Below are 26,473 nucleotides of genomic sequence, written 5' to 3'. Positions count from 1 at the left end.
CATACATAGAGGACGATAATGCAACAGTGTAACGTAACGTCAAATCCCAGGCGGCGAAATTACAAAATGGAACATCTTTTACGCCGCCTGCACCTGGTTACGTCCCGCTGCCTTCGCCCTGTAAAGCGCCTCATCTGCGCGCTTGAGCGCCAGGTCACTTCGCTCGCCTGGTTGAAACTGCGCGACCCCCATGGATACCGTGATGGTTACCGGCACGCCCTTGAAGTGAAACGGGCAAGCCTCGATGGCCGCTCGCAACCCTTCACCCACGGCCAGGGCATCCGCCAAGGCTGAGTCGGGCATCAACAACACAAATTCTTCGCCGCCGAAGCGCGCAATAAAATCGGTCGGCCGCAGGCGCTTGCGCAGCACACTGGCAATGATCTTCAGCACTCTATCGCCGGCCAAGTGGCCGTAGCCGTCGTTGATGCGCTTGAAGTGGTCCAGGTCCAGCATGGCCAGTGACAGGCTGTTGCCACGCTGGTGCCAGGCATTGACCTCCTGATCCAGGCGCTCACTCCAGGCTGCGCGGTTGGGCAGGCCGGTGAGTGGATCGATCAGCGCCTTCTGGCGCTGTATTTCCAAATGCTCACGATAGCCCTGGGCTTCCTGCTCCATGTTCGCCACCCGCTCCGCCAGGCCCTGGAGGCGCGCGGCCACTTCCTGTTCGCGTTGGTCGCGCTGCTGGCGGTGTTCGTCCATGGTGCCGAGCAAGCCTTCAAGGTGGCTCTCCAGCAGTTGCTTGAGGCTGTCCAGATCGGCAGCTTCCTGCACGCTGCTTTGCAGGCCGTCCACTTGCTCGCGAATCTGCGTGTCCAACTGGCGCGCAGCAGAGCGGCTGTCGGCGTGACCTTCGCTGGCAACCTGCAGATGGCCCTGGAATGCCTCAAGGCGTTCGTTGAGCTGTTTAAGGTAAGCCTCGAACTCATGCTGGCCGCTGTCGGTGACAGCCAACATCAGCACCGCCAGGTCGTCGAGGATCGGCAGCAGTTCGTACCAGTTCAAGCCATGGGCAAGGCGTTCGCGCATGGCTTCGGCCTGAGGCCGGTGGCGCTCGGGCAGGGACAGGTCTTCCAGCAGGCCGAGCAAGGTGTTTTCAATGTGCTGGGCAACCGAGCTGTAGGACGGCTCGGGCGAATCGGGCAGCGCGTAGAGCCCCTCCGATTGCACTGCATCGGGATCAGGCTCTGCGGTATCCCATACGGGCGGGAGGGAAAGGCTGCCGATGAGGGTTTCTTCAGGCGTGTCGACTGAGTCTTGGGGCTCTTCGATAAAGGCAGCAAGTGCGCTTTCGGGAGCGGCTTCCTCAGCCGGCACCGCAGGCTCGGGGGTTTTGTCAGGCGTGGACACGGGTGACGTTTGAGCAGGCGCTTCGAACTCAAACGTTGCGCCGGCGGGCACTGGCTCTTTGACAGGTGCAACGGCCTCAGGCTCGGCGGCCGTCACTGTCTGCGGCAACGGTGCAAACGCGCGCAAGGCTTGTGTCAGTTCTTCGGACTGGGCCGGTTCCGCAGGCTCTGAGGCAGGTTTGGGCGCAACGGATTTTGCCGCAGGGAGCACCTCGGGCTCAGGCGCAGAGGTGTCATTGGAGACCTCTTTGGCACCAAACAAGCGTTGCAACAAACCGGGCCCGGAGCGTGGGGTTTCACCCTCTGGCTCCAGGTTTTGCAGCGCCTGCTCTTGCAGGTTGCTCAACTCGCTGAGCAGCAGCGGAATTTCCCGCGCCTGCCCCACCCGAGCGTCGAGCTGTTTGGCGAAGGTCTTCAGCGGGCGCGCCACCTCACGGGGCAGCGGCAGTTTCTGCAACTGCGCGACCAGGGCGGTGAGGGCGGAACTGATCTGGTCAACCCGCGTTTCGCGGCGCTGCTCGGAATCCAGCACGGCCTTTTCCAGACGCGGCAGCAGGGCAGCCAGGGCAGCGTCCATGTCGTCGGTGCGCACCACATCGCGCATTTCCTTCATGCATTGATCGACAGCGCGGTCAGTGCCTTCGGCCGCCAGCGTGCTGCGCACCAGCCCTCGGCGTAGCAGGTCGAGGCGGGCGGCCCAGCGGCGTTCGAGCTTGTCTTGTTGCTCGATGCTTTTAAGGTATTTCTCTTTCCAGCGCTGGGCGTCGTCGCTCATGCAAGAGGTCCGCGAGGGCCTGGGCTCAACGCGGGTAATGCATCAGCCGTAAGCGAACCCGGCAGACGAATCTCTACCGCGACCGGCAGGTGATCGGAAATGGGCTGCGCCAGCACCTGCACACTTTCCAGTGTGAGGCTCGGGCTGAGCAGGATATGGTCCAGACAGCGCTGCGGACGCCAGCTGGGAAACGTGGCTTCAACCTGCGGCGCCAGCAGGCCGAGGTCGCGCAGCGGGGAATTCTGCAGCAGGTCGTTGGCATGGGTGTTCATGTCACCCATCAGCACCTGGTGCTTGTAGTTGCCGATCAAGTCGCGCACGTACGCCAACTGGAGGTTGCGCGTACGCCCGCCGAGGGCCAGGTGCATCATCACCACCACCAACGCTTCCGGACCTTCGCCAAAACGCACAAGGATCGCGCCCCGCCCTTTGGGGCCCGGCAACGGGTGATCCTCGATGACGGTCGGCTTCAAGCGGCTGAGCACGCCATTGCTGTGCTGTGCCAGGCGCCCGAGGTTGCGATTGAGTTGCTGGTACCAGTAGGGGAAGGCGCCGAGCTGGGCAAGGTGTTCCACTTGGTTGATGTAGCCGGAGCGCAGGCTCCCGCCGTCGGCTTCCTGCAGGGCGACCAGGTCGAAGTCGCTGAGCAGGTCGCCGATTTTTTGCAGATTGCCGGTGCGCCCTTTGTGCGGCAGCAAATGCTGCCAGCCCCGCGTGAGGTAGTGCCGATATTTCTCGGTGCTGTTACCCACCTGGATATTGAAACTGAGCAGGCGCAGGCGGCTGTCTGCCGGCAGGCCTGTGGATTCCAGATGATGTTCGTTGACCCGCGGATCATGCAGGCCTACAACGCGTTCGGTACCCCAGCGGCGCATGGCGAGCCCCTTACTTGGCTGCGCGCTCTTTGGCGATCAGCTGGTCGGCCACGTTCAGCGCTTGTTCTTCGCCGCCGGCACTGCCGATGTCAAAGCGGTATTTGCCGTTGACGATCAGGGTCGGTACGCCTTGCACGCCGTATTTCTGGGCCAGTTCCTTGTATTGGGCCATCTTGCCCTTCACAGCGAACGAGTTGAATGTCTCCAGGAACTTGGTTTTGTCGACGCCTTGGGTGGCGACGAAATCGGCCATGTCTTCAGGCTTCACCAGGCGCTTGCCTTCTTTCTGGATGGCATTGAACACAGCTGCGTGAACCTTGTGTTCTACACCCATGGTGTCCAGGGTAATGAACAGCTGGCCGTGGGCGTCCCATGGGCCGCCGAACAGGGCAGGAATACGTTTGAAGTTCACGTCCTGAGGCAGCTTATCGACCCACGGGTTGATGACTGGCTCAAAAGCATAGCAATGCGGGCAACCGTACCAGAACAGCTCCACCACTTCGATCTTGCCGGGTACCGAAACCGGCACCGGGTTAGCCAGTTCAACGTAGGTTTTACCGGCTTCAAGCGGCACGTCGGCAGCTTGTGCGGTCATGCCGAAGAGGCTGGCAGTGACGAGGGCGGCGCTGAGGATCAGATTACGCATGCTTTACTCCTGGACAAATACGGTCGCCTCACGCGACCTTTAGGTGTGACAGGTCTACGCGGACATGAGTTCGTTAGTGTAACGGCAGCCGCCACAAAAAAGGGCGGCCGTAGCCACCCTTTTTATGCTTGCATCGATGGATTAATCGAGCGTTAACGTTGCAGGCTGTCAGTGCAAGCCTTGGATGTAACTGGAGATTGCCGCAATGTCTTCGTCACTCAGTTTACGGGCGATGGTGCGCATGGTCATTGCGTCGCCATCGTTGGCCCGGCCGGCTTCTTCTTTGCGGAAGTCGGTCAACTGCTTGGCGATGTAAGTGGCGTGCTGGCCACTCAGGTGCGGGAAGCCTGCCGGGGCGTTGCCTGCGCCATTGGGCGAATGGCAGCCGGTACAGGCGGGCAGGCCTTTGTCCAGGTCGCCACCACGAAACAGCTTCTCGCCACGAGCGACCAGTTTCGGATCGGCAGCTCCCACGCTGCCTTTCTGACTGGCAAAATACGCCGCGATGTCAGCCATGTCCTGATCGCTGGAGTTGGCCAGCAAGCCGGTCATTTCCAGCACCACGCGCTTGCCATCCTTGATGTCGTGCATCTGCTTGGTCAGGTAACGTTCACCCTGGCCGGCGAGTTTGGGGAAGTTCGGTGCCGGGCTGTTACCGTCCGGTCCATGGCAAGCACCACACACGGCGGCTTTCGCCTGCCCTGCGGTAGCGTCGCCTGCAGCATGGGCAACACCGGTGATGCCCAAGGTCAACAGCAGACTCACGATCAGTTTGTTCATCAGCTAATCCAACTACGGCTAAGGGTTTAAGAGTTATCTACCGGGTTTACTCACCATCAACTCAATGATGGCCTGGTAATCCTCAGTACTGCAGTCCTTGCACAAACCACGCGGCGGCATTGCCTTGAAACCCCGGGTCACGCGTTGCACCGGCATGACCACGCAAACTCGGTTGTACAGCGCTTGCGGTTCCTGTGTAGCCTGGGCGCTTTAACGCGCGATCAGGACACCGAAGCGAGTCACCATCAGGTCATACATCGACCTGTTCAGGGTTTGAGAGCGTTTTGCGTTCTAATGCGCAATGAAGGTCTTTCGCTCCCGTGAACTTCGTCCTTCGCTGGGACAAAGCACACACAAAATCTGCGGCATTATATACTGGCGCTACTGAAACGGAAACGACACCGCTTGCCGCACCCTTTTTCGGCACCGCCCACATCGGAAATCTCATGCAACTCAAGAATCCCATCCTCGGCCTGTGCCAACAGTCCACCTTCATGCTCAGCGCCGCCAAAGTGGACCAATGCCCCGATGACGAAGGCTTTGAAGTCGCCTTCGCCGGCCGTTCCAACGCCGGTAAGTCCAGCGCACTGAACACCCTGACCCACGCCAGCCTGGCACGCACCTCGAAAACCCCAGGTCGCACGCAGCTTCTCAACTTCTTCAAGCTAGACGATGATCGGCGTCTGGTCGACCTGCCAGGCTACGGTTATGCAAAAGTCCCTATCCCATTGAAGCTGCACTGGCAGCGTCACCTGGAGGCTTACCTGGGTGGCCGGGAGAGTTTGAAGGGGTTGATCCTGATGATGGACATCCGTCATCCAATGACCGATTTCGACCTGCTGATGCTCGACTGGGCGGTCGCCAGCGGCATGCCGATGCATATCCTGCTGACCAAGGCCGACAAGCTGACCTACGGCGCGGCCAAGAACACCCTGCTCAAAGTGCAGACCGAGATCCGTAAGGGTTGGGGCGACGCAATCAGCATCCAACTGTTCTCCGCGCCAAAGCGCATGGGCCTCGAAGACGCCTACACTGTACTGGCCGGCTGGATGGAATTGGCGGACAAAGGCGCTGAGGTCGCCGAGTAACTTTTGCGCGGGCAAAAAAAACCCCGGACTTCGTATGGGGAGGGAAGTTCGGGGTCCAAGTTCCGGACCGCTAGGGCGGGGTCCAGATATCTGCCAACACTTAACACAACATAGGAGCATTGAAGGGCTTCACCACCCATTCAGTAACTCTGAGTGACGGTTCACAGGTTAAGTTCCTGCGGGTTCAAAAAACTCTTGGAAATAACTGACGGCAGTTTCCGATCTAAAGCGCCGTGCCATCACGCGCGGTGATGGCGCAGCCGCAGAATCAATGGGCCTCGTCCCAGTTATCGCCAACGCCCACGTCCACCACCAGGGGCACGTCCAACTGCGCGGCAGCGCTCATGTGTTCGCGGATTCTCTGGCTGACCTCCGGGATCAGATCCTCACGCACCTCCAGTACCAGTTCATCATGCACCTGAAGGATGACCTTAGCGTCCAGGCCCGACTCGGTCAGCCAATTGTCCACCTTCACCATGGCTTTCTTGATGATGTCCGCCGCCGTGCCCTGCATGGGCGCGTTGATCGCGGTGCGCTCTGCCGCCGCGCGCTCCTGAGGCTTGTTGGAGTTGATATCCGGCACGTACAGGCGCCGCCCGAAGAAGGTTTCCACAAAACCCTGGTCCGCCGCCTGGGCGCGGGTGCGCTCCATGTATTCGCGCACGCCGGGATAGCGTGCGAAGTACACATCGATATAAGCCTTGGCGGTCTTGGTATCGACGCCAATGTCCTTGCCGAGCTTCTGGGCGCCCATGCCGTAGATGAGGCCGAAGTTGATCGCCTTGGCACTGCGGCGCTGGTTGGAGGTAACCTCGGTCAATTCAACCTTGAATACCTCGGCAGCCGTGGCGGTGTGCACGTCCAGGTCATTGCGAAAGGCGTTCATCAACCCTTCGTCCTTCGACAGGTGCGCCATGATCCGCAGCTCGATCTGCGAATAGTCCGCTGCCAGCAGCTTGTAGCCTTTGGGTGCGATAAACGCCTGGCGAATGCGTCGCCCCTCGGCGGTGCGCACCGGGATGTTCTGCAGGTTCGGATCGCTGGAGGACAAACGCCCGGTTGCCGCCACCGCCTGATGGTAAGACGTATGAATACGCCCGGTACGTGGGTTGATCTGTTCCGGCAGGCGGTCGGTATAGGTGCTTTTCAGCTTGCTCATGCTGCGGTACTGCATGAGCACCTTGGGCAACGGAAAATCATCCTCGGCCAGCTTGGCCAGTACTTCTTCAGCCGTGGATGCCTGGCCCTTGCCGGTCTTTTTCAACACCGGCATGCCGAGTTTCTCGTAGAGAATCGCCCCGAGCTGCTTGGGCGAACCCAGGTTGAACGCCTCGCCGGCGATCTCGAATGCCTGGCGCTCCAGCTCGACCATCTTGTTGCCCAGCTCGATGCTCTGGATGCCGAGCAGGGCCTTGTCCACCAGGGCGCCCTGGCGCTCGATACGCGCCAGCACCGGCACCAACGGCATCTCGATGTCCGTCAGCACACTGGCCAGGCTCGGGATCGCTGCCAGCTGCGCGTGCAGCTTCTGGTGCAGGCGCAACGTCACATCGGCATCTTCGGCCGCATACGGGCCGGCTTGCTCGAGGGCGATCTGGTCGAATGTCAGCTGCTTGGCGCCCCTGCCGGCGATGTCCTGGAAGCTGACGGTGTCGTGGTCCAGGTATTTTTTCGCCAGGCTGTCCATGTCATGGCGGGTGGCGGTGGAGTTCAGTACGTAGGATTCGAGCATGGTATCGAAGGCGATGCCCCGCACGGTGATGCCCTGCGCAGGGTCACCGCCGATAGCGCAGTTGGCCAGGATATTCATGTCGAACTTGGCGTGCTGGCCGACCTTGAGCTTGGTCGGATCTTCCAGCAACGGCTTCAAGGCCAGCAGCACGGTGTCACGGTCCAATTGATCCGGCACGCCAGTGTAGGCATGTGTCAGCGGGATATAGGCCGCTTCATGGGGCTGCACCGCGAACGAAAGCCCAACCAACTGGGCCCGTTGGGCGTCGATCCCGGTGGTCTCGGTGTCGAAGGCAAACAATGGCGCGTCGTTGAGCTTCTTCAGCCACAGATCGAACGTGGCCTGGTCCAGGATGGTGGTGTAAACCGACTCCACCGGCACCGCTATCACCGCCTCAACCGACGCTTCAGCGACGGGCGCGACCTCGTTTGCCATCTTGAGCTCGACACGCTTGGTATCGCGCTGGATCTCTTCGTACCAGCTCTTGAACTCAAGCAGCGTGTACAACTCAAGCAGCTTTTCGCGATCCGGCTCGATCAGGTGCAGGTCGTCCAGGCCGATATCCAGGGGCACGTCGATCTTGATCGTCGCCAACTGATAGGACAGGAACGCCATCTCCTTATGCTCTTCCAACTTCGCCGGCAGCGTCTTGGCGCCACGAATCGGCAGGGTCGGCACAATGTCCAGCTGTTCATACAGCTCTTTGAGGCCGCCATTCACACCCACCAGCAAACCGGAGGCGGTCTTCGGGCCAATTCCGGGAACGCCAGGGATGTTGTCGGACGAATCGCCCATCAACGCCAGGTAATCGATGATCTGCTCTGGAGCGACGCCGAATTTCTCCTTTACGCCCTCGATGTCCATCGAACTACCGGTCATGGTGTTGACCAAGGTAATGTGCCCGTCCACCAGTTGCGCCATGTCCTTGTCGCCGGTGGAGATCACCACGGGACGATCAGCGGCCGCGCTGCTGCGGGCCAGGGTACCGATCACGTCATCGGCCTCGACGCCTTCGACGCACAGCAACGGGAAGCCCAGGGCGATCACGCTCTGGTGCAGGGGCTCGATCTGCAGGCGCATGTCATCGGGCATGCTCGGGCGATTGGCCTTGTATTCGGCGTACATGTCATCGCGAAAGGTCCCGCCCTTGGCGTCGAACACCACGGCGAACGGGCTGTTCGGGTATTGCCTGCGCAGGCTCTTGAGCATGTTCAACACGCCCTTGACCGCGCCGGTGGGCAGGCCTTTGGAGGTGGTCAGCGGTGGCAGCGCGTGGAAGGCGCGGTACAGATAAGAAGAACCGTCCACCAGGACGAGGGGCGCTTGGCTCATGAGCAGGATCAACCTTTTCGGCGGGTCAGGCGCTAGAATAGCCGGACCAATGAAAACAAAGGGACAAGGTTATCATGCGTACATTCAATCGCCTGCTGTTCACTGGCTTGATTGCACTCGCTCCGATGGCTGCCATGGCGGCAGACGATGCGCCTTCGGCCGATCCGGAAGTGACCATTCGCACGGAAGGCGACAAGACTATCCAGGAGTACCGCCAAAACGGCTTCCTGTACGCCATCAAGGTCACGCCAAAAGGTGCGCCACCGTATTTCCTGGTACGCGCTGACGGAACCGACGCGAACTTCATTCGTTCTGACCAGCCGGATATGCTGATCCCGTCATGGAAGATCTTCGAATGGAAATGATTCCCTAACTTCAACCGGCGCCGCGCTGAGCGGCGCCCGTAATGGCAGTTTTAACCATGTCTGTGTTCACCCCCCTGGCTCGGCCCGAGCTGGAAACCTTTCTTGCCCCTTACGGGCTCGGCCGCCTGCTTGATTTCCAGGGGATTGCCGCCGGTAGCGAAAACACCAATTTCTTTATCAGCCTGGAACAGGGCGAGTACGTCCTGACCCTGGTCGAACGGGGCCCCGTCGCCGAAATGCCGTTCTTCATCGAACTGCTCGACGTGCTCCACGACGCCGACCTGCCCGTGCCTTACGCCCTGCGCACCACCGACGGCGTCGCCCTGCGCACGTTGGCCGGCAAGCCGGCGCTGCTGCAACCACGCCTGGCCGGCAAACACATCAAGGACGCCAACGCCCAGCATTGCGCCCAGGTCGGCGACTTGCTCGGTCACCTGCATCTGGCGACCCAGGGCGACAAGGTGCTGGAACGCAAGACCGATCGCGGGCTGGATTGGATGCTCACTGAAGGCGCGCAGTTGATTTCGCACCTGAACGACGCGCAACAGCGGCTTCTGCAGGACGCCTTGAGCGAGATCCAGGCCCACAAGGCGCAGATCCTTGCCCTGCCGCGCGCCAACGTACACGCCGACCTGTTCCGCGACAACGCCATGTTCGAAGGCACGCACCTGACCGGCCTGATCGACTTCTACAACGCCTGCTCGGGGCCGATGCTGTACGACGTCGCCATCGCCTTGAATGACTGGTGTTCGGATGCCGACGGCGTGATTGATGGGCAGCGCGCCCGTGCGTTGCTTGGGGCTTACGCGGGGCTGCGGCCGTTTACCGCGAAGGAAGCCGAGCTGTGGCCGACCCTGTTGCGCGTCGCGTGCGTGCGGTTCTGGCTGTCGCGGCTGATCGCAGCCGAGTCGTTTGCGGGGCAGGATGTGTTGATTCATGACCCGGCGGAGTTCGAGCAGCGCTTGGCGCAACGCCAGCAAGTCAGCGTCCACCTGCCATTCGCACTCTAAAGACCTGCTCGGTCAAAAATGTGGGAGGGGGCTTGCTCCCGATTAGGGTGGGTCAGCCAATGATGTGCTCACTGACACTCCCTCATCGGGAGCAAGCCCCCTCCCACATTTGATCTGCGGTGGCTGTTAGAGCGATTCCAGGCAGCCAGCCAGGTCATTGCCCAGTTTTTCCAGCACCTGCTCATAACCCTGGGCCGTGGCCGGGGTGTACCCACCCAGCGCGTCCAATTCCGCGAGCTTCACCGGCAAACCTGCCACCAGCGTCTCCGCCAACCTAGGCCGCAACGGCGGCTCGCTGAACACACAGGTCTTGCCCACTTCCTGTAACCGCGTGCGCATCGCCGCCACATGCTGGGCGCCTGGCTGCACTTCGGCTGCAACGGCAAACACGCCGGCGTGCTTCAAACCGTAGGCGTCTTCGAAGTAATCAAAGGCTTCGTGAAATACAAAGTAAGGTTTGCCCTCAACGCCGGCCAAACGCTGCTTCAGGCGCACATCCAGCGCATCCAGGCGATCCTCGAAGGCCTTTGCGTTGCTCTGGTAACGCGCGGCATTGGCAGGGTCGGCGGCACTGAGGTCAGCCGCCATACGCGCCGCGATCACCCGCGCATTCACCGTCGACAGCCACAGATGTGCATCCACACTGCCGGGACGATGATCGTGGTCATGTTCGTCGGCTTCATCGGCGTGGGAGTGGCTATCTTCGCCGAACCTGCGCAGTTTCATACCCGGCAGGTCCTGCACGGCCACCGTTGTCGCCGTACGGCCTTTCAGCACGCGCGGCAGAAATGTTTCCATGTCCGGCCCGATCCAGTAAAGCAGGTCTACCGACTGCACGCGCCGTACGTCGGATGGGCGCAATGCGAAGTTATGCGGCGACGCACCCGGTGGCAGCAACACCTCCGGAACCGCTATACCGTCCTGTACAGCAGCGGCAATCAGTTGCAGCGGCTTGATGCTGGTCAGCACCTTGACCCCGGCCTGAGCGGCGCCAGCCATGAACAAACTGGTGACAAATACGACAAAAACGGGAAAAAGTCGGGACACGATGACCACTCAATGGCGTAGGAACGGGTAACATAATAACGTCTCTATCAAATATCTGTCGCCGCTCATGCCTATAACACCTCTTGCCAGCCGTCCCCACGACCACTCTCACTGCGTTCACACCGCGCTGTCGGAGGCCGACACCCTGTGCGCGCAGAAGGGTTTGCGCCTGACCGCGCTGCGTCGTCGCGTGCTCGAGCTGGTGTGGCAAAGCCACAAGCCGCTCGGCGCGTACGACATCCTCGGCGTACTCAGCGAGCAGGACGGCCGCCGCGCTGCGCCGCCCACGGTTTATCGCGCGCTGGATTTCCTGCTGGAAAACGGCCTGGTGCACCGCATCGCCTCGCTCAACGCCTTTGTCGGCTGTAACCACCCGGAACACGCGCATCAGGGTCAGTTCCTGATTTGCCGCCAGTGCCACGCCGCCATCGAGCTTGAACAAAAAAGCATCAGTGACGCCATCATCAAAAGCGCCGCTGAAGTCGGCTTCAGCGTCGAAGGGCAAACGGTCGAAGTGGTCGGCCTGTGCTCGGGCTGTCAGGGGGCTTGATGAGCAACGCGTTAATCCGCCTGGAGCAGGTTGGGGTCACGTTCGCCGGGCAAAACGTGCTGGATGACATCGCATTGAGCGTGGAGCCTGGGCAGATCGTTACCCTGATCGGCCCCAATGGCGCTGGCAAGACCACCCTCGTGCGCGCCGTGCTGGGCCTGCTCAAGCCGGACCGTGGCAGCGTATGGCGCAGGCCCAAACTGCGCGTGGGCTATATGCCGCAGAAGCTGCATGTAGACCCGACACTCCCGCTTTCCGTACTGCGCTTTCTGCGCCTGGTACCGGGGGTTGACCGTGCCCGCGCGCAGGCGGCGCTCAAGGAAGTCGGCGCCGAACAGGTGATCGACAGCCCGGTGCAGAGCATCTCCGGCGGTGAAATGCAGCGCGTGCTGCTGGCCCGCGCGCTGTTGCGCGAGCCAGAGCTGCTGGTGCTCGATGAGCCCGTGCAAGGCGTCGACGTCGCCGGGCAAGCCGAGCTGTACAGCCTGATCACCCGCTTGCGCGACCGTCACGGCTGCGGTGTGCTGATGGTGTCTCACGATTTGCACCTGGTGATGAGCACCACGGACCAGGTGGTCTGCCTCAACCGTCACGTGTGCTGTTCCGGCCACCCGGAGCAGGTCAGCGGCGACCCGGCGTTCGTCGAGCTGTTCGGTAAGAACGCGCAAAGCCTGGCGATCTACCATCATCACCATGACCACGCCCATGATCTGCACGGCGCCGTGGTTGACGACCCCGCCGCACCCCACCCTCATGTTCATGGAGATAGCTGCAAGCATGGCTGATTTTCTGCTCTACGCCCTGCTGGCAGGCTTGGCTTTGGCGCTGGTGGCGGGCCCGTTGGGCTCGTTCGTGGTCTGGCGGCGCATGGCGTACTTTGGCGACACGCTGTCCCATGCCGCGCTGCTCGGCGTGGCCATGGGCTTCCTGCTGGATGTGAGCCCGACCATCGCCGTCACTGTCGGCTGCCTGCTGCTGGCGGTGTTGTTGGTAACGCTGCAACAGCGCCAACCCCTGGCCTCCGATACGCTGCTGGGCATCCTGGCGCCGAGTACCTTGTCCCTGGGCCTGGTGGTGCTGAGCTTCATGCATGAAGTGCGCATCGACCTGATGGCCTACCTGTTTGGCGATCTGCTGGCGATCAGCCCTGTCGATCTTATGTGGATCCTGGGCGGCAGCGCGGCGGTGCTGGTGCTGCTGGTGAGCCTGTGGCGCCCGCTGCTGGCGATTACCGTGCACGAGGAACTCGCCACGGTAGAAGGTTTGCCCGTGCCGGCCTTGCGCCTGGCGCTGATGTTATTGATCGCGGTGGTGATCGCTGTCGCGATGAAGATTGTCGGCGTATTGTTGATCACGTCGCTGTTGATCATTCCCGCAGCCGCCGCTCAGCGCCATGCTCGTTCGCCGGAGCAAATGGCAATCGGCGCGAGCCTTTTGGGCATGTTGGCAGTGTGTGGAGGCCTGGCGTTGTCATGGTTCAAGGACACACCGGCCGGGCCGTCGATCGTAGTATCGGCGGCCGCCCTGTTTCTGCTGAGTTTTGTCCTGCCCCGTCGAGGGGTGTAGACTTGCTCGCTTTTTGCGCAAATAGAGAGTCGCAGGAATGAAGCCGTTCACCTTCCGTTATCTGCTCCTTGCCGCATTTTCCCTGCTGCTGGGCGCCTGTCAAAGCACACCGCCCGCCGCCCCCGAAGCGCTGGACCCCCGTGCTGCGGCCATCGCGCAACTGGAGCAAAACCTGGCCAGCAGCGAATTGGCCACCGCCGAAGACCAGCTCGCCACGTTGCAGGCCCAATCGCCCAACGATCCGGCGCTTGAGGCTTACCAGCGGCAATTGGCCGAAGCCTACCTGCAGCGCAGCCAGATCGTGCTGCAAAAGGGCGACGTCAACGCCGCCGCCACAGCCCTGAGCCGTGCCCGCGCGCTGATGCCCAAGGCCCCGGCCCTGACCGGTGGCGTCAACAGCGCCATCAGCCATGCGCGCAAAGCCGAGCTGGATCAGGCCGAGGCCGCCTTGAAAGCCGCCGAAGCCAAGCCCGCCGCCAAAGTCATCGACCCGGCGGCGCCGAGCACCACCGTGGCGTTGAACCTGGCGGATGTCGAAGCCATGCGCCATCAGCTGGATGCCATCGCCACCGATGTGGTGAATTACCAGTGCGACGTCAGCATTCAGGTGCCACGTACCGAGGATTACCCGTGGTTGGCCACGTTGCTGACCAAACGGGTGAAGCGCATTGATGCAGGGTATGACCTGAAGATTCACCGGCAAATTTTGAAACACATTCCGGCGCAGGTTGTGCTGATTCCGCGTAAAGCCGACTAAAAGCATCGGGGGCAAGCCCCCTCCCACACTTGAATGTATTCACACTTCAAATGTGGGAGGGGCGGTGCGACGATTCGACTTGCCCCCGATGGCGATCTAACAAACAACCCAATAATTAAGCCGGAATCGCCTTGGCCTTAGGCTCCCGATCCCAGACCCGATGCTGGGCAATCGCGGCGAAGAACGCCTTGAACGCCTTGGCATCCGCACCCACGATCAACCCCGCATCCGCCTCCAGCTTCAGCAGATCCAACAAAGGCTTCACGTCACTGGCTACCGCGATGGCCTTCAGGTGCTTGTACGCTTCCAGCACGTAGTGCAGCGCCACACCGTCGCCGCTCAGCGCTTTGACCGACTCTTTACCGCCAGGGATAAACACTGCGTCAAACGCAATGGACGGCATGCCTTCCATTGACGCATCCACCGGCAGCGACTTGCCATCGGCAGTGGTCACAGGCGCCGAAGTCGGCCCCAGCAACTTGGCGTGCGCACCTTCAGCCTCAAGTGCGGCTTTGAGTGCATCAATCGCTGCACCGTCCACGCCGTTAGCCGCCAGAATCGCCACTTTGCGCGTCTTGATGTCGCCAGACAGCAAATTCACCTGGCTCAATGCCGGCGATTGCTTCAACGACGTTTCACGTACCGGCACCGTGCCTTTGGTCGGCACTGGCAGGCCCAGGTTCTGCGCCACGCGCTTGGCCAGTTCCAGGTCGATGTTGGCCAGGATTTCATTCACCTGGCGGGCACGAATATGTTCGCGCTCGACCTTGCCCAACTCGAAGCTGTAGGCGGCGATGATGTGCTCTTTCTCGTGGTGGCTCATGCTGTTGAAAAACAGCGTGGCCTGGGAGAAATGGTCGCCAAACGACTCACTGCGCTCGCGGACCTTGTTCGCATCGATGCGCTCGTAGTAGGTCTCAAAACCGCCGTCGGTCGGACCTGCCGGCGTTTCCTTCGGCCACCCGCCGTCGATGGAGTTCGGCTCGTAGGCTGCGCGGCCCTTATCGATCACGCTGCGATGCAGGGCATCGCGCTGGTTGTTGTGGTTTGGTGCGACCGGGCGATTGATCGGGATCTCATGGAAGTTCGGCCCGCCAAGACGGCTGATCTGGGTGTCTGTGTAGGAAAACAGACGACCTTGCAGCAGTGGGTCGTTGGTGAAGTCGATGCCCGGCACGATATGGCCTGGGCAGAACGCGACCTGCTCGACCTCGGCAAAGAAATTGTCCGGGTTGCGGTTAAGCACCATCTTGCCCAGAGGGGTGATCGGCACCAACTCTTCGGGGATGATCTTGGTCGGGTCGAGCAGGTCGAAGTCGAACTTATGCTCGTCTTCTTCTGCAACGATCTGAACGCCCAGTTCCCACTCGGGGTAGTCGCCGCTTTCAATCGATTCCCACAGGTCGCGACGGTGGTAATCGGTATCTTTACCGGCCAGCTTTTGCGCTTCGTCCCACACAAGCGAGCAGGTACCGACTTTTGGCCGCCAGTGAAACTTCACAAAGCTCGATTTGCCTTCGGTGTTGATCAAACGGAAGGTATGCACGCCGAAACCCTGCATTGCACGCAGGCTTTTCGGAATGGCGCGGTCAGACATCGCCCACACCACCATATGCGCCGACTCCGGTACCAGCGAGACAAAGTCCCAGAACGTATCGTGGGCCGAGCCGCCTGTAGGAATCTCGTTGTGCGGTTCAGGCTTAACGGCGTGCACGAAATCAGGAAACTTGATCGCGTCCTGAATGAAGAACACCGGCATGTTGTTGCCCACCAGGTCGAAGTTGCCTTCGTCGGTGAAAAACTTCACGGCAAAACCGCGCACGTCACGTACGGTGTCACCGGAACCGCGCGGCCCCTGCACCGTGGAAAAACGCGCGAACACCGGCGTTTTATGCTCCGGAGTACGTAGGAAACCAGCCTTGCTCAGCGCCGAATGGTCGCCGTAGCTCTGGAAATAACCATGGGCGCCGGTACCACGGGCATGCACGATGCGCTCCGGGATGCGCTCATGGTCAAAGTGCGTGATTTTTTCACGCATGATGAAGTCTTCAAGCAGCGAAGGGCCACGGGCACCGACCTTCAAGGTGTTTTGGTTGTCGGAGATCTTCACGCCCTGGTTAGTGCGCAGGGCTTGGCCGGTCGCATCGGAACGGAATTCTTCCAACGCCTGCAATTTGGTGTTGGTATTGCCTCGGTCCAGGGTATCGGTACCCGCGAGTTCACTCTTCGGCGGGGTGCCTGGCTTCTTGGTACTCATCAGTCAAAACTCCTTAGTCAAAGTGGCCAGAGCGGTCCCCGGCTCGTTTGAATGAAGCCCCGGGCACGGCACCCGGAACATCGCATTGCTTAAGTAGTGACTGATAGCGTTATGAGCCGTTCCTTTTTATGACCTTTGGTCTCGTTATTGCCAAATCGCTGGACGGATACGAAATAAATGCTAAGAAACGCTAGTTGGACAGGCTAAAATGCGCGCCCGGCTAACCGCTGATCCCTTTTCCATGCGCCCCACAAGGTTCGCTACGTGATCGAGTTTCAAAACGTCCATAAAACCTACCGCGTCGCCGGTAAGGATATTCCAGCCCTGCACTCCACCAGCCTGCGCGTCGAAAACGGCCAGGTGTTTGGCCTGATTGGCCACTCGGGTGCGGGAAAAAGTACCCTGCTGCGCCTGATCAATCGCCTTGAAGAGCCCAGTGGCGGGCAGATCAGTGTCGACGGCGAAGAAGTCACCGCACTGGATGCCAACGGCCTGCGCCGTTTCCGTCAGCAAGTCGGCATGATTTTCCAGCACTTCAACTTGCTGGCGTCCAAGACCGTTGCAGACAACGTGGCGCTGCCGCTGACATTGGCCGGCGAATTGTCGCGCAAGGAAATCGACCTGCGTGTCGCCGAGCTGCTCGCCCGCGTCGGTCTGTCGGACCACGCCCGCAAGTACCCGGCGCAATTGTCTGGCGGCCAGAAACAGCGCGTCGGCATCGCTCGCGCCCTGGCGACCAAACCCAAGATTCTGCTGTGCGATGAAGCCACCAGCGCCTTGGACCCGCAAACTACCGCGTCGGTCCTGCAATTACTGGCGGAAATCAACCGCGAGCTGAAGCTGACCATCGTGTTGATCACCCATGAAATGGACGTGATTCGTCGCGTGTGCGACCAGGTGGCCGTGATGGACGCCGGCGTGATCGTCGAGCAAGGCTCGGTGGCCGATGTGTTCCTGCATCCCAAGCATCCGACCACCAAGCGCTTCGTCCAGGAAGCCGAACAGGTCGATGAAGGCGAGCAGCACGATGACTTCGCCCACGTACCGGGCCGTATCGTGCGCCTGACGTTCCAGGGGGATGCGACCTACGCGCCATTGCTGGGTACCGTCGCCCGTGAAACGGGGGTGGACTACAGCATCCTTGCCGGTCGTATCGACCGGATCAAAGACATTCCCTACGGGCAATTGACCCTCGCCGTCACTGGCGGTGACATGGAGGCCGCGTTTGCGCGCTTCACCGCCGCTGACGTTCATATGGAGGTGCTGCGCTGATGGACATTTTCCTGAGCTTCTTTGCCAACATCGACTGGTCCGAAATCTGGCTCGCCACCGGCGATACCATGATCATGCTGTTCGGTTCGCTGTTCTTTACGGTCGTGCTGGGCCTGCCGTTGGGCGTGCTGCTGTTCTTGACCAGCCCACGTCAGTTGTTCGAGCAAAAAGGCTTGTACGCGCTGCTGTCGTTGATCGTGAACATCCTGCGCTCGCTGCCGTTCATCATCCTGTTGATCGTGATGATTCCGTTCACCGTGCTGCTCACTGGTACATCGCTGGGCGTAGCGGGTGCGATTCCGCCGCTGGTGGTGGGCGCCACGCCATTCTTTGCGCGCCTGGTGGAAACCGCCCTGCGTGAAGTGGACCGCGGCATCATCGAGGCCACGCAGTCGATGGGTGCCAGCACGCGCCAGATCATCACCAACGCCTTACTGCCCGAAGCACGCCCCGGCATTTTCGCGGCAATTACCGTAACGGCGATTACACTGGTGTCCTACACGGCGATGGCCGGCGTGGTCGGTGCCGGTGGCCTGGGCGACCTGGCGATCCGTTTCGGTTACCAGCGTTTCCAGACCGACGTGATGGTAGTCACCGTAGTGATGCTGTTGATCCTGGTGCAAATTCTGCAAACCGTCGGCGACAAGCTGGTGGTGCACTTTTCTCGAAAATAACGGCCATGGCCGGCCTGGTGCCGGCAGATGCCCGAACATGGAGCTTGCTGGATGAAAAAACTACTGGTTGCTTTCGCCGCCGTTGCCGCGTTTTCTGCCCACGCCGAGACCCTCAAGGTCGCCGCCTCGCCAGTGCCGCATGCAGAAATCCTGGAATTCGTGAAGCCTGCGCTGGCCAAAGAAGGCGTGGACCTGCAGGTCAAAGTCTTTACCGACTATGTGCAGCCGAACGTACAGGTGGCTGAAAAGCGCCTGGATGCCAACTTCTTCCAGCACCAGCCGTACCTGGATGAATTCAACAAGGCCAAGGGCACTCACCTGGTGAGCGTCGGCGGCGTGCACCTGGAACCGCTGGGCGCGTACTCGAGCAAATACAAGAAGCTGGACGAGCTGCCGGACGGCGCCAATGTGGTGATCCCGAACGACGCCACCAACGGCGGCCGCGCCCTGTTGCTGCTGGCCAACAACGGCCTGATTACCCTGAAGGACCCGACCAACATCCTGTCGACCATCAAGGACATCACCGGTAACAGCAAAAACCTGAAGTTCCGCGAACTCGAAGCCGCCACCCTGCCGCGCGTGCTGACCCAGGTCGACCTGGCCCTGATCAACACCAACTACGCGCTGGAAGCCAAGCTGGACCCGTCCAAGGACGCCCTGGTGATTGAAGGCAGCGACTCGCCTTACGTGAACATCCTGGTGACCCGTGAAGACAACAAGGATTCGGACGCGGTGAAGAAGCTGGTAGCCGCCCTGCACACACCTGAAGTGAAGCAATTCATCGAAGAGAAGTACAAAGGCGCGATCAAGCCAGCGTTCTGATCCAACACGGACGCAGAGCGTGGGAACGATCTCCAACACACTGGAGATCAAAATGTGGGAGGGGGCTTGCTCCCGATAGCGGCAGGTCAGTCAACATCTTCATCGACTGACACTCTGCTATCGGGGGCAAGCCCCCTCCCACATTTGTTTTGTGTCGTGAGCTATTTACGCTGCAGCAGAACTGGCAACTGCGCCACCAACTTCTGGTTATTCAACGGCGCGCGAATGAACCCGCGCTGGGTACCGTCCGGCCCGATCAGCGCCAGGTTGCCGCTGTGATCGACGGTGTAGTTGGGCTTGCTGGTGTCCGCCGGGATGAACGGAATGCTCACCGCATTCGAGACCGTCTGCACCTCCTGCACATTCGCACCGGTCAGCCCCTGGAACTGCGGATCGAAATAGCCCAGGTACTGCTTGAGCTGGGCTGGGGTGTCGCGGTTCGGGTCGACGCTGACCAGGATCACTTGCAACTTATCCACCGCGTCCTTGGGCAGTTCGCTCTTGATCTGGCGCAGCTGGGCGAGGGTGGTCGGGCAGATATCCGGGCAGAAGGTGTAGCCGAAGAACAGCAGGCTCCACTTGCCTTTCAGCTCATCGACCAGCACCGGCTGGCCGTCCTGGTTGGTCATGCTCACCGCAGGCAGCTGGCGACTTTGCGGCAGCAGGATGATGCCGGCGTCGATCAGCGCAGTGGGATCGCCCTGGCCTTTGCCCGATAGCACCTTGTTGACGGTCAGGCCCATGATCAACGCCACCAGGGCCACGAGAATGAAGACAGTTTTCTGAGTTCGAGTCATGGGTTCAACAGTAGGTAGTGGTCGACGAGCAGGGCGATAAACACTAGCAGCAGGTACCAGATGGAGTACTTGAAGGTGTTGATCGCCGCGTGCGGCTGGCTGCCACGGTACAGCACCCAGGCCCATTGCAGAAAGCGCCCGCCCAATACCAGCGCACAGGCCAGGTACAGCAACCCGCTCATATGGATCACATAGGGCATCAGACTCACCGCCAGCAGGGCAAAGGTGTAGAGCAGGATATGCACCTTGGTGTAATGCTCGCCGTGGGTGACCGGCAGCATCGGAATATCGGCCTTGGCGTACTCCTCCTTGCGGTGAATGGCCAGCGCCCAGAAGTGCGGCGGCGTCCAGGCGAAGATGATCAGCACCAGCAGCAGGGGTTCGGCGCTGATATGCCCGGTTACCGCGACCCAGCCCAACAGCGGCGGCGCGGCGCCAGCCAGGCCACCGATGACGATGTTCTGCGGCGTCGCGCGCTTGAGGAAACCGGTGTAGATCACCGCATAGCCCACCAATGAAGCCAGCGTCAGCCATGCCGCCAGCGGGTTGGTGAAGGCCAGCAGCAGCGCCAGGCCCGCCACCGCCAGCAACAGCGCAAAGGCCAGTGCCGCAGCCGGCGAGACGCGGCCCTCGGCCAATGGCCGTTTGTGCGTACGCGCCATCAACGCATCGATGCGCCGGTCCACCACATGATTGACCGCCGCCGCCGCGCCCGCGCACAAGGCGATGCCCAGGTTGCCGAAAACCAGCACCGTCCACGGCACTCCGGCGCGGGTGGCGAGGAACATGCCCACCAGCGAGGTGATCAGCATCAGCACCACCACCTTCGGCTTGGTCAGCTCCAGATAGTCGCGCCAGATAGCCTGGCCGTGACCTGCGCCGATCAAGGACGCCATGGCATCTCTCCTTTAAGGGTTATCAGGCCCGATACCTGTTTGCGCGGAATAAACCGCCAGGCAATCGGGCGTGGAACGCGCACCCGGACCAGGCTGGTACGCGCGTGATAATTGACCAGTACCAGGCTCAGCAATAGCGCCGCGCCCCCGGCGTTGTGAGCCACTGCCACCGGCAGCGGCAAGCCGAACGCCACATTGCTCAGGCCCAGGCTGATTTGCGCCGCCAGGGCGATCAACAGCAAGCCCGCCAGGCGCGTCATGCCCACCGCGCGCAATTGCCAGGCCAGGCCCAGCAGCACCAGCGTGACCAGCCCCGCCCCGACGCGATGGGTAAGGTGAATGGCCGTGCGCGCATCGCTGTCCAGCTGACCGCCGAGGTAGTTAGGGCCGATATGCTGGGTCAGGTGAAAACCATTGGCAAAGTCCGCTGCCGGCCACCATTGGCCGTGACACGTTGGCAAATCGACACAGGCTACTGCCGCATAGTTGGAGCTGACCCAACCACCCAACGCAATCTGCCCGATCACCAGCACCAACCCCGCCGTTGCCCAATATTGCAGGCGCCTGGGCACGATCAATGCGGGCAACACACCGGACAAGCGCAGGGTCAACAGGAACAGCAGGCTCAAGGTGGCAAAACCGCCCAACAGGTGCCCCGTCACAACCTGCGGCCACAGCTTGAGGGTCACCGTCCACATGCCGAACGCCGCCTGCGCGATCACCACCATCAACACGAACAACGGCAATTTCACCGGCTGGCCGGGGTCGCGGCGGTGGCTCCACGCACGCGCCGCCAGCAGCGCGATCAGCAGGGCGAGGGTGCCGGCAAAGTAGCGGTGAGTCATCTCGGCCCAGCCTTTGTCGGCCTCCACCGGCGTATCCGGATAATGCAGCTCGGCATGGGCCAACTGAGCCGCGCTCTGCGGCACGCTGATAAAGCCGTAGCAACCCGGCCAGTCCGGGCACCCGAGGCCGGCATGGGTCAGGCGGGTATAGGCGCCGAGCAACACGACGATCAGCGCCAGCAAGGTGGCAAACAACGCGAGGCGAAATCCAGGCTTGGCCATGACGATGCCCTTATCCGATGTTCGACAGTTTCAACAGCAGACGCAGGTCGTTGAGCAAATCCTTGCCGTTGACCTTGGCGTCGTAGCGCAGCACCAGGTTACCGTGGGGGTCGACGATCCACAGGTGCGCATCGCCCGGCGCGTCGGCATTGCGATTGAAGGTCGACAGGTCCAGTGAGTAGCGTTGCAATTGCGGGTACTCGGCCTTGAGCCTGGCGTCGTAGTCGGTAGCGACCGGCTGCGCACTGGCCAGCGCGTGGCTGGCGCGGGACGCATCGCGACCGAGGCCGATCTGCAGTTGGCGCGCGAGGTACACCAGTTGCTGGCATTCGGCGGCGCAGGCGGCGGGGGCGGTGACCAACAGTTGCCAGCGCTGCTCATCGGCCTGCACGCCGATGTCGGCGCGGGTCTGGCCGTTACCGATCATTTCACCGTGATAACTGCGATTGTCCGGCACCCAGAACTGCAGCTTGTACATAAAGGTCGCGAGCACCATCGGACCCACCACCATCAGCAGGATCAGGATCAACTGAAAGCGGCCTTTACGCCGGTCCGGCGCCTCAGACATGTTGAGTGGATTCATGGCGGCTCCCATGGTGCTTCTCCTTTGCGTTGTGCCATCCGAGGTAGAGGTAAAGCGCCAGCAGCGCCAGTGACATGGCAAACCACTGCACGGCATACCCCAGGTGTTTTTCCGGGCCCATGGCGACCACCGGCCAGGTGGTGTCGTAGGTACCGGGGCCGGCTTCGGCGCGCAGCTCGTAGGCGAAGCCGCTGCGGCGCAATTCAGCCCACAGCGCGACGGGATGCAACGCGGTCAACAGGCGCGGCCACTGCGCGGTTGTGGGGTCGACGCGCAATTGGAAGGTTTCGCCGGGGGCGACGTACACCCAGGCGACAAGGCTCACCGGTTGATCCGGGGTGGTGAAAAGCGGTGGCGTGCGGCGGTCCGGCCAGGGCAGCCAGCCGCGATTGAGCAACACCCACAGGCCGCTGGCCTGGTCATGGAAGGGTTGCAACAGCTCAACTCCGGCCCTGCCGTCGCGCATACGGTTGTCGAGCAGCACGCTGTGTTCGGCATCGAAGTTGCCGCGCAGATGAACCCGGCGAAAGGCTGGGTCGGCACTGGCTTCAAGCTGCTCGCTGCCCAAGGGCTCGGCCGCACGCCGCTCTGCGTAAGTGTCGACCAGGCGCTGTTTTTCCTGACCGCGCGACAGTTGCCAGAAGCCCAGGCCGACCATCAACGGCAGCAACAGCAGCACCACCAAGGTCGGCGCGATGCCGGGCCGCAGGCGCTGCCTGGCACTGGCTATACTGAATCTCATTGCCCCCTCCCCCTGAAGCCCGGAGCCAGACCATGCTCAAAGCCGCCATTGCCCTGATGCTGATCGCGACCGTCGCGAGCCTGTTCAGTGGCTTGTTCTTCCTGGTCAAGGACGAGGGCCGTTCCAACCGCCTCGTCACTGCCCTGACCGTGCGTGTGGTGTTGGCCGCCATCACCGTCGGGCTGATCGCCTGGGGCTTTTTCAGTGGCCAGTTGGTCTCGCATGCGCCGTGGTAGAACGGTTCACAGCACATACACAAAGAAAAACAGCCCGATCCACACCACATCCACGAAGTGCCAATACCAACTGGCCGCCTCGAAACCGAACTGGTGTTCGGCATTGAAATGCCCCTTCAGGATGCGCATCAGCATCACAAACAGAATGATCGTGCCGATGGTCACGTGGGCACCGTGAAACCCGGTGAGCATGAAGAACGTCGCGCCGTATACACCCGAGCCCAGCGTCAGGCCCAGCTCTCTATAGGCGTGGATGTACTCTTCGGCCTGGAACCCGAGAAACGCCAGGCCCAGTAGCACGGTGAGCGCCAGCCAGATCTTCAGCGCGCCGCGATGCCCTTTGCGCAAGGCATGGTGGGCGATGGTGATGGTCACGCTGGAACTCACCAGCAGGATAGTGTTTACCAACGGCAGGCCCCAGGGGCTGATCGTGCCTTTGGGTGCCGGGTACAACGTGGGGTCCGGGTTGTTCAGCAATGGCCAGGCGAATTCGAAATTCGGCCACAACATATGCGCGATGCCCTTGGGGCCCTCACCTGCCAGCCAGGGTCCTGCCCAGACACGCACGTAAAACAGCGCGCCGAAGAACGCGATGAAAAACATCACTTCGGAAAAGATAAACCAGGTCATGCCCCAGCGAAACGAACGGTCCATCTGCGCACTGTACAAGCCGGCGCGGCTTTCCTTGATCACCGCACCGAACCAGCCGAACAGCATGTAGGCCAGCAACAGGCCACCGACGAAGAAGATCCATGGGCCGTGGGATTCCGGGCGCAACGCCTTGAGGTCGTTGAACCACACGGCCAGTCCATACACGGTGACCAACAGGCCAATCGTGGCAATGATCGGCCATTTGCTTTGCGCTGGTACGTAGTACGTATCATGAGTCGACATGTATTCGCTCTCCTGATTGAGCGGGCAAACAGTAGCTAGCCGCCGCTGTGGACCGCCACGGGCGGCTGGCGCGCAGTGATATCGAACAGCGTGTAGGCCAAGGTCAAATGCTTCACATCCTTGGGCATGGCGCGATCGACGATGAAGCGCACTGGCATCTCGATACGTTCGCCTGGCTGCAACACTTGCTGGGTGAAGCAAAAACACTCGGTCTTGTGGAAGTACATCGCCGCTTCGGCCGGGGAAATACTCGGCACCGCCTGGGCGGTCATCGGTTTGTCAGTCGGGTTGTAAGCGACGAACAGCATCTCGGTCACAGCACCCGGGTTGACCACCACCTCGTCGGCCTTGGCATAGAAATCCCAGACCATATCGATGGCATTGGTGGACAGGAACTGCACCCGCACCTGGCGCGACGGGTCGACGACCTGCTCGCCTTCGTACTGCCCGCCGGTCTTGCCGTTGATGCCGAATGCCTTGCACATCACGTCATAGATCGGCACCAGGGCAAAACCGAAGGCGAACATCGCCAGCACCAGGATAAGCAGGCGCGTGACCAGGCGCTTGAGGGGCACGGAGTCAGCCATGACGCCCACCTGAGGTGAATGCGGTCAGTGTGGGAGGGGGCTTGCTCCCGATGGCGGTTTTACCACCCATGATGAGGGTGGCTGACACACCGCTATCGGGAGCAAGCCCTCTCCCACAGTGACCGCGTTCGCAGCGCGCAAAGGTATTCATTTAACCTCCGGCGGCGTGGTGAAGGTGTGGTACGGCGCAGGCGAGGGCACGCTCCACTCCAGGCCTTCGGCGCCGTCCCACGGCTTGGCCGGCGCGGGCGGGCCGCCGCGGATGCACTTGATCACGATAAACAGGAAGAAGATCTGCGTGGCGCCGAACATGAACGCACCAATGGACGACACCATGTTGAAGTCGGCGAACTGCAGGTTGTAGTCCGGCACCCGACGCGGCATGCCGGCCAGGCCCACAAAATGCATCGGGAAGAACGCCATGTTCATGCCGACGAAGGACAGCCAGAAGTGCAGCTTGCCCAAGGTTTCGTCGTACATGTGGCCGGTCCATTTCGGCAGCCAGTAGTAGGCCGAGGCGAAGATGCCGAAGATCGCGCCGGGCACCAGCACGTAATGGAAATGCGCCACCACGAAGTAGGTGTCGTGGTACTGGAAGTCCGCCGGCGCGATCGCCAGCATCAGCCCGGAAAAACCGCCGATGGTAAACAGGATCACGAAGGCCACCGCGAACAGCATCGGCGTCTCGAAGGTCAGCGAACCTTGCCACATGGTGCTGACCCAGTTGAACACCTTGACCCCGGTGGGCACCGCAATCAGCAGGGTGGCGTACATGAAGAACAGTTCGCCCACCAGCGGTATACCGACCACGAACATATGGTGCGCCCATACGATGAACGACAGGAACGCGATGCTGGCCGTGGCGTAGACCATTGAGGTATAGCCAAACAACGGTTTGCGCGAAAAGGTCGGGATGATCGAGCTGACGGCCCCGAACGCCGGCAGGATCATGATGTACACCTCAGGGTGGCCAAAAAACCAGAACACATGCTGGAACAGCACCGGATCACCACCGCCCGACGCGCTGAAAAAGCTGGTGCCGAAGTGGATATCCATCAGCATCATGGTCACGCAACCGGCCAGCACCGGCATCACCGCAATCAGCAGGAACGCGGTGATCAGCCAGGTCCACACGAACAGCGGCATTTTCATCAGGGTCATGCCCGGCGCGCGCAAGTTGAGGATGGTCGCCACCACGTTGATTGCGCCCATGATCGAACTGATGCCCATCAGGTGGATGGCAAAGATGAAGAAGGTCACGCTTTCCGGCGCATAGGTGGTGGAGAGCGGGGCGTAGAACGTCCAGCCGAAATTCGGCCCGCCGCCGGGGCTGAACAGGGTCGAGACCAGCAACAGGAACGCCGCCGGCAGCAGCCAGAAACTGAAGTTGTTCATGCGCGGCAGAGCCATGTCCGGTGCGCCGATCATCAACGGGATCATCCAGTTGGCCAGGCCGACAAAGGCCGGCATCACCGCGCCGAACACCATGATCAGGCCATGCATGGTGGTCATCTGGTTGAAGAACGCCGGCTGCACGATCTGCAGGCCGGGCTGGAACAGTTCGGCGCGAATCACCATGGCGAACGAACCGCCCAGCAGGAACATGGTGAAGGCAAACCACAGGTACATCGTGCCGATGTCTTTGTGGTTGGTGGTCAGCACCCAGCGCATCAACCCCTTCGCGGGGCCGTGGGCGTGGTCGGCGTGACCATGGTCATCGATCACAGTGCTCATGACCGTTCTCCTGCAAGCGAGTGGGCGGGGCGGGTCTGGA

At 61.2% G+C, this 26,473-nt stretch carries 27 protein-coding genes; 11 read left to right on the top strand and 16 right to left on the bottom strand.

All coding sequences use genetic code 11. The annotated features are described in order from the left end of the window. Positions 1 to 78: 78 nt before the first annotated feature. From C4J84_RS00425 to C4J84_RS26345, 5 genes are all read right to left on the bottom strand, one after another. Positions 79 to 2,124 (bottom strand): diguanylate cyclase, encoded by a 2,046-nt coding sequence (locus C4J84_RS00425; protein ID WP_124434772.1) that lies wholly within the window; start codon positions 2,122 to 2,124, stop codon positions 79 to 81. Next, positions 2,121 to 2,999 carry an endonuclease/exonuclease/phosphatase family protein gene (locus C4J84_RS00420; RefSeq protein ID WP_124360648.1) on the bottom strand — a complete coding sequence of 293 codons (879 nt, stop codon included), beginning with the start codon at positions 2,997 to 2,999 and terminating at the stop codon, positions 2,121 to 2,123. The genes C4J84_RS00425 and C4J84_RS00420 overlap by 4 nt, the downstream gene beginning before the upstream one ends. Before the next feature lie 10 nt (positions 3,000 to 3,009). After that, a complete protein-coding gene (locus tag C4J84_RS00415) occupies positions 3,010 to 3,645 on the bottom strand; it encodes a thiol:disulfide interchange protein DsbA/DsbL (RefSeq protein WP_124408728.1) in 636 nt (211 codons plus the stop codon). Between the two features lie 168 nt (positions 3,646 to 3,813). Next, the gene (locus C4J84_RS00410; protein WP_124408727.1) at positions 3,814 to 4,425 is read right to left on the bottom strand and encodes a cytochrome c4; all 612 of its coding nucleotides are present in this window, start codon (positions 4,423 to 4,425) and stop codon (positions 3,814 to 3,816) included. 33 nt (positions 4,426 to 4,458) lie between these two features. Beyond that, positions 4,459 to 4,605: a cytochrome C gene (locus C4J84_RS26345; protein ID WP_372237514.1), complete on the bottom strand. Its 147-nt coding sequence runs from the start codon at positions 4,603 to 4,605 to the stop codon at positions 4,459 to 4,461. Positions 4,606 to 4,871: 266 nt separating this feature from the next. On the opposite strand from C4J84_RS26345, the gene yihA reads away from it, so the two are divergent. Further along, the gene (yihA, locus tag C4J84_RS00400; protein ID WP_124434771.1) at positions 4,872 to 5,513 is read left to right on the top strand and encodes a ribosome biogenesis GTP-binding protein YihA/YsxC; all 642 of its coding nucleotides are present in this window, start codon (positions 4,872 to 4,874) and stop codon (positions 5,511 to 5,513) included. Between the two features lie 268 nt (positions 5,514 to 5,781). Here yihA and polA read toward each other — a convergent pair whose 3' ends face one another. Continuing rightward, a complete protein-coding gene (gene polA / locus C4J84_RS00395) occupies positions 5,782 to 8,577 on the bottom strand; it encodes a DNA polymerase I (protein ID WP_124434770.1) in 2,796 nt (931 codons plus the stop codon). 74 nt (positions 8,578 to 8,651) lie between these two features. On the opposite strand from polA, the gene C4J84_RS00390 reads away from it, so the two are divergent. Both C4J84_RS00390 and C4J84_RS00385 read left to right on the top strand, forming a co-directional pair. Then, positions 8,652 to 8,942: a DUF2782 domain-containing protein gene (locus C4J84_RS00390; RefSeq protein ID WP_124360643.1), complete on the top strand. Its 291-nt coding sequence runs from the start codon at positions 8,652 to 8,654 to the stop codon at positions 8,940 to 8,942. 56 nt (positions 8,943 to 8,998) lie between these two features. Beyond that, positions 8,999 to 9,952, top strand: a complete 954-nt coding sequence (locus C4J84_RS00385; RefSeq protein ID WP_124434769.1) for a homoserine kinase — start codon at positions 8,999 to 9,001, stop codon at positions 9,950 to 9,952. 126 nt (positions 9,953 to 10,078) lie between these two features. Here C4J84_RS00385 and C4J84_RS00380 read toward each other — a convergent pair whose 3' ends face one another. Further along, entirely contained in the window at positions 10,079 to 11,008 is a 930-nt protein-coding gene (locus C4J84_RS00380) for a zinc ABC transporter substrate-binding protein (protein ID WP_124405918.1), read from the bottom strand. 58 nt (positions 11,009 to 11,066) lie between these two features. On the opposite strand from C4J84_RS00380, the gene zur reads away from it, so the two are divergent. From zur to C4J84_RS00360, 4 genes are read left to right on the top strand one after another with little or no spacing between them, the layout of a single operon-like run. After that, entirely contained in the window at positions 11,067 to 11,549 is a 483-nt protein-coding gene (zur, locus tag C4J84_RS00375) for a zinc uptake transcriptional repressor Zur (protein ID WP_124365291.1), read from the top strand. Further along, positions 11,549 to 12,334, top strand: coding sequence for a zinc ABC transporter ATP-binding protein ZnuC (gene znuC, locus C4J84_RS00370; RefSeq protein WP_124360639.1), 786 nt, complete (start codon positions 11,549 to 11,551; stop codon positions 12,332 to 12,334). The genes zur and znuC overlap by 1 nt, the downstream gene beginning before the upstream one ends. Then, positions 12,327 to 13,115 carry a zinc ABC transporter permease subunit ZnuB gene (znuB, locus tag C4J84_RS00365; protein ID WP_124360638.1) on the top strand — a complete coding sequence of 263 codons (789 nt, stop codon included), beginning with the start codon at positions 12,327 to 12,329 and terminating at the stop codon, positions 13,113 to 13,115. The genes znuC and znuB overlap by 8 nt, the downstream gene beginning before the upstream one ends. Before the next feature lie 37 nt (positions 13,116 to 13,152). Further along, on the top strand, positions 13,153 to 13,872 hold the full coding sequence (locus tag C4J84_RS00360; RefSeq protein ID WP_124428290.1) for a PA5502 family lipoprotein: 720 nt from the start codon (positions 13,153 to 13,155) through the stop codon (positions 13,870 to 13,872). A gap of 115 nt (positions 13,873 to 13,987) precedes the next feature. Here C4J84_RS00360 and katE read toward each other — a convergent pair whose 3' ends face one another. Next, positions 13,988 to 16,129: a catalase HPII gene (gene katE / locus C4J84_RS00355; protein WP_124434768.1), complete on the bottom strand. Its 2,142-nt coding sequence runs from the start codon at positions 16,127 to 16,129 to the stop codon at positions 13,988 to 13,990. Between the two features lie 264 nt (positions 16,130 to 16,393). On the opposite strand from katE, the gene C4J84_RS00350 reads away from it, so the two are divergent. From C4J84_RS00350 to C4J84_RS00340, 3 genes are read left to right on the top strand one after another with little or no spacing between them, the layout of a single operon-like run. Beyond that, positions 16,394 to 17,401, top strand: coding sequence for a methionine ABC transporter ATP-binding protein (locus C4J84_RS00350; RefSeq protein WP_124365288.1), 1,008 nt, complete (start codon positions 16,394 to 16,396; stop codon positions 17,399 to 17,401). Then, positions 17,401 to 18,075 (top strand): methionine ABC transporter permease, encoded by a 675-nt coding sequence (locus tag C4J84_RS00345; protein WP_124434767.1) that lies wholly within the window; start codon positions 17,401 to 17,403, stop codon positions 18,073 to 18,075. Before C4J84_RS00350 ends, C4J84_RS00345 begins: the two co-directional genes overlap by 1 nt. 51 nt (positions 18,076 to 18,126) lie before the next feature. Beyond that, positions 18,127 to 18,897: a MetQ/NlpA family ABC transporter substrate-binding protein gene (locus C4J84_RS00340; protein WP_124369082.1), complete on the top strand. Its 771-nt coding sequence runs from the start codon at positions 18,127 to 18,129 to the stop codon at positions 18,895 to 18,897. Positions 18,898 to 19,058: 161 nt separating this feature from the next. Here C4J84_RS00340 and C4J84_RS00335 read toward each other — a convergent pair whose 3' ends face one another. The 5 genes from C4J84_RS00335 to C4J84_RS00315 are packed head-to-tail and all read right to left on the bottom strand — an operon-like array spanning position 19,059 to position 22,982. Further along, complete coding sequence (locus C4J84_RS00335) at positions 19,059 to 19,694, bottom strand: SCO family protein (protein ID WP_124408723.1); 636 nt, start codon at positions 19,692 to 19,694, stop codon at positions 19,059 to 19,061. Further along, on the bottom strand, positions 19,691 to 20,590 hold the full coding sequence (gene cyoE / locus C4J84_RS00330; protein ID WP_124434766.1) for a heme o synthase: 900 nt from the start codon (positions 20,588 to 20,590) through the stop codon (positions 19,691 to 19,693). Before cyoE ends, C4J84_RS00335 begins: the two co-directional genes overlap by 4 nt. Next, positions 20,578 to 21,657: a heme A synthase gene (locus tag C4J84_RS00325; RefSeq protein WP_124434765.1), complete on the bottom strand. Its 1,080-nt coding sequence runs from the start codon at positions 21,655 to 21,657 to the stop codon at positions 20,578 to 20,580. The genes cyoE and C4J84_RS00325 overlap by 13 nt, the downstream gene beginning before the upstream one ends. Before the next feature lie 10 nt (positions 21,658 to 21,667). Next, complete coding sequence (locus C4J84_RS00320; RefSeq protein WP_124434764.1) at positions 21,668 to 22,252, bottom strand: hypothetical protein; 585 nt, start codon at positions 22,250 to 22,252, stop codon at positions 21,668 to 21,670. After that, entirely contained in the window at positions 22,218 to 22,982 is a 765-nt protein-coding gene (locus tag C4J84_RS00315; RefSeq protein ID WP_124434763.1) for an SURF1 family protein, read from the bottom strand. Before C4J84_RS00315 ends, C4J84_RS00320 begins: the two co-directional genes overlap by 35 nt. Before the next feature lie 32 nt (positions 22,983 to 23,014). On the opposite strand from C4J84_RS00315, the gene C4J84_RS00310 reads away from it, so the two are divergent. Then, a complete protein-coding gene (locus C4J84_RS00310; RefSeq protein WP_124365282.1) occupies positions 23,015 to 23,218 on the top strand; it encodes a twin transmembrane helix small protein in 204 nt (67 codons plus the stop codon). A 6-nt stretch (positions 23,219 to 23,224) separates the two neighbouring features. Here C4J84_RS00310 and C4J84_RS00305 read toward each other — a convergent pair whose 3' ends face one another. The 3 genes from C4J84_RS00305 to ctaD form a co-directional block, all read right to left on the bottom strand. Beyond that, positions 23,225 to 24,112, bottom strand: coding sequence for a cytochrome c oxidase subunit 3 (locus C4J84_RS00305; RefSeq protein ID WP_124413438.1), 888 nt, complete (start codon positions 24,110 to 24,112; stop codon positions 23,225 to 23,227). A gap of 35 nt (positions 24,113 to 24,147) precedes the next feature. Next, positions 24,148 to 24,699, bottom strand: coding sequence for a cytochrome c oxidase assembly protein (locus C4J84_RS00300; RefSeq protein WP_124428282.1), 552 nt, complete (start codon positions 24,697 to 24,699; stop codon positions 24,148 to 24,150). A 147-nt stretch (positions 24,700 to 24,846) separates the two neighbouring features. Further along, complete coding sequence (gene ctaD / locus C4J84_RS00295; RefSeq protein WP_124413437.1) at positions 24,847 to 26,433, bottom strand: cytochrome c oxidase subunit I; 1,587 nt, start codon at positions 26,431 to 26,433, stop codon at positions 24,847 to 24,849. Positions 26,434 to 26,473: the final 40 nt, after the last annotated feature.

The organism is Pseudomonas sp. R11-23-07 (genome assembly GCF_003852295.1).
In the GTDB taxonomy this organism is placed as follows: Bacteria; Pseudomonadota; Gammaproteobacteria; order Pseudomonadales; family Pseudomonadaceae; genus Aquipseudomonas.
This window is presented reverse-complemented; position numbering and strand designations above follow the sequence as displayed.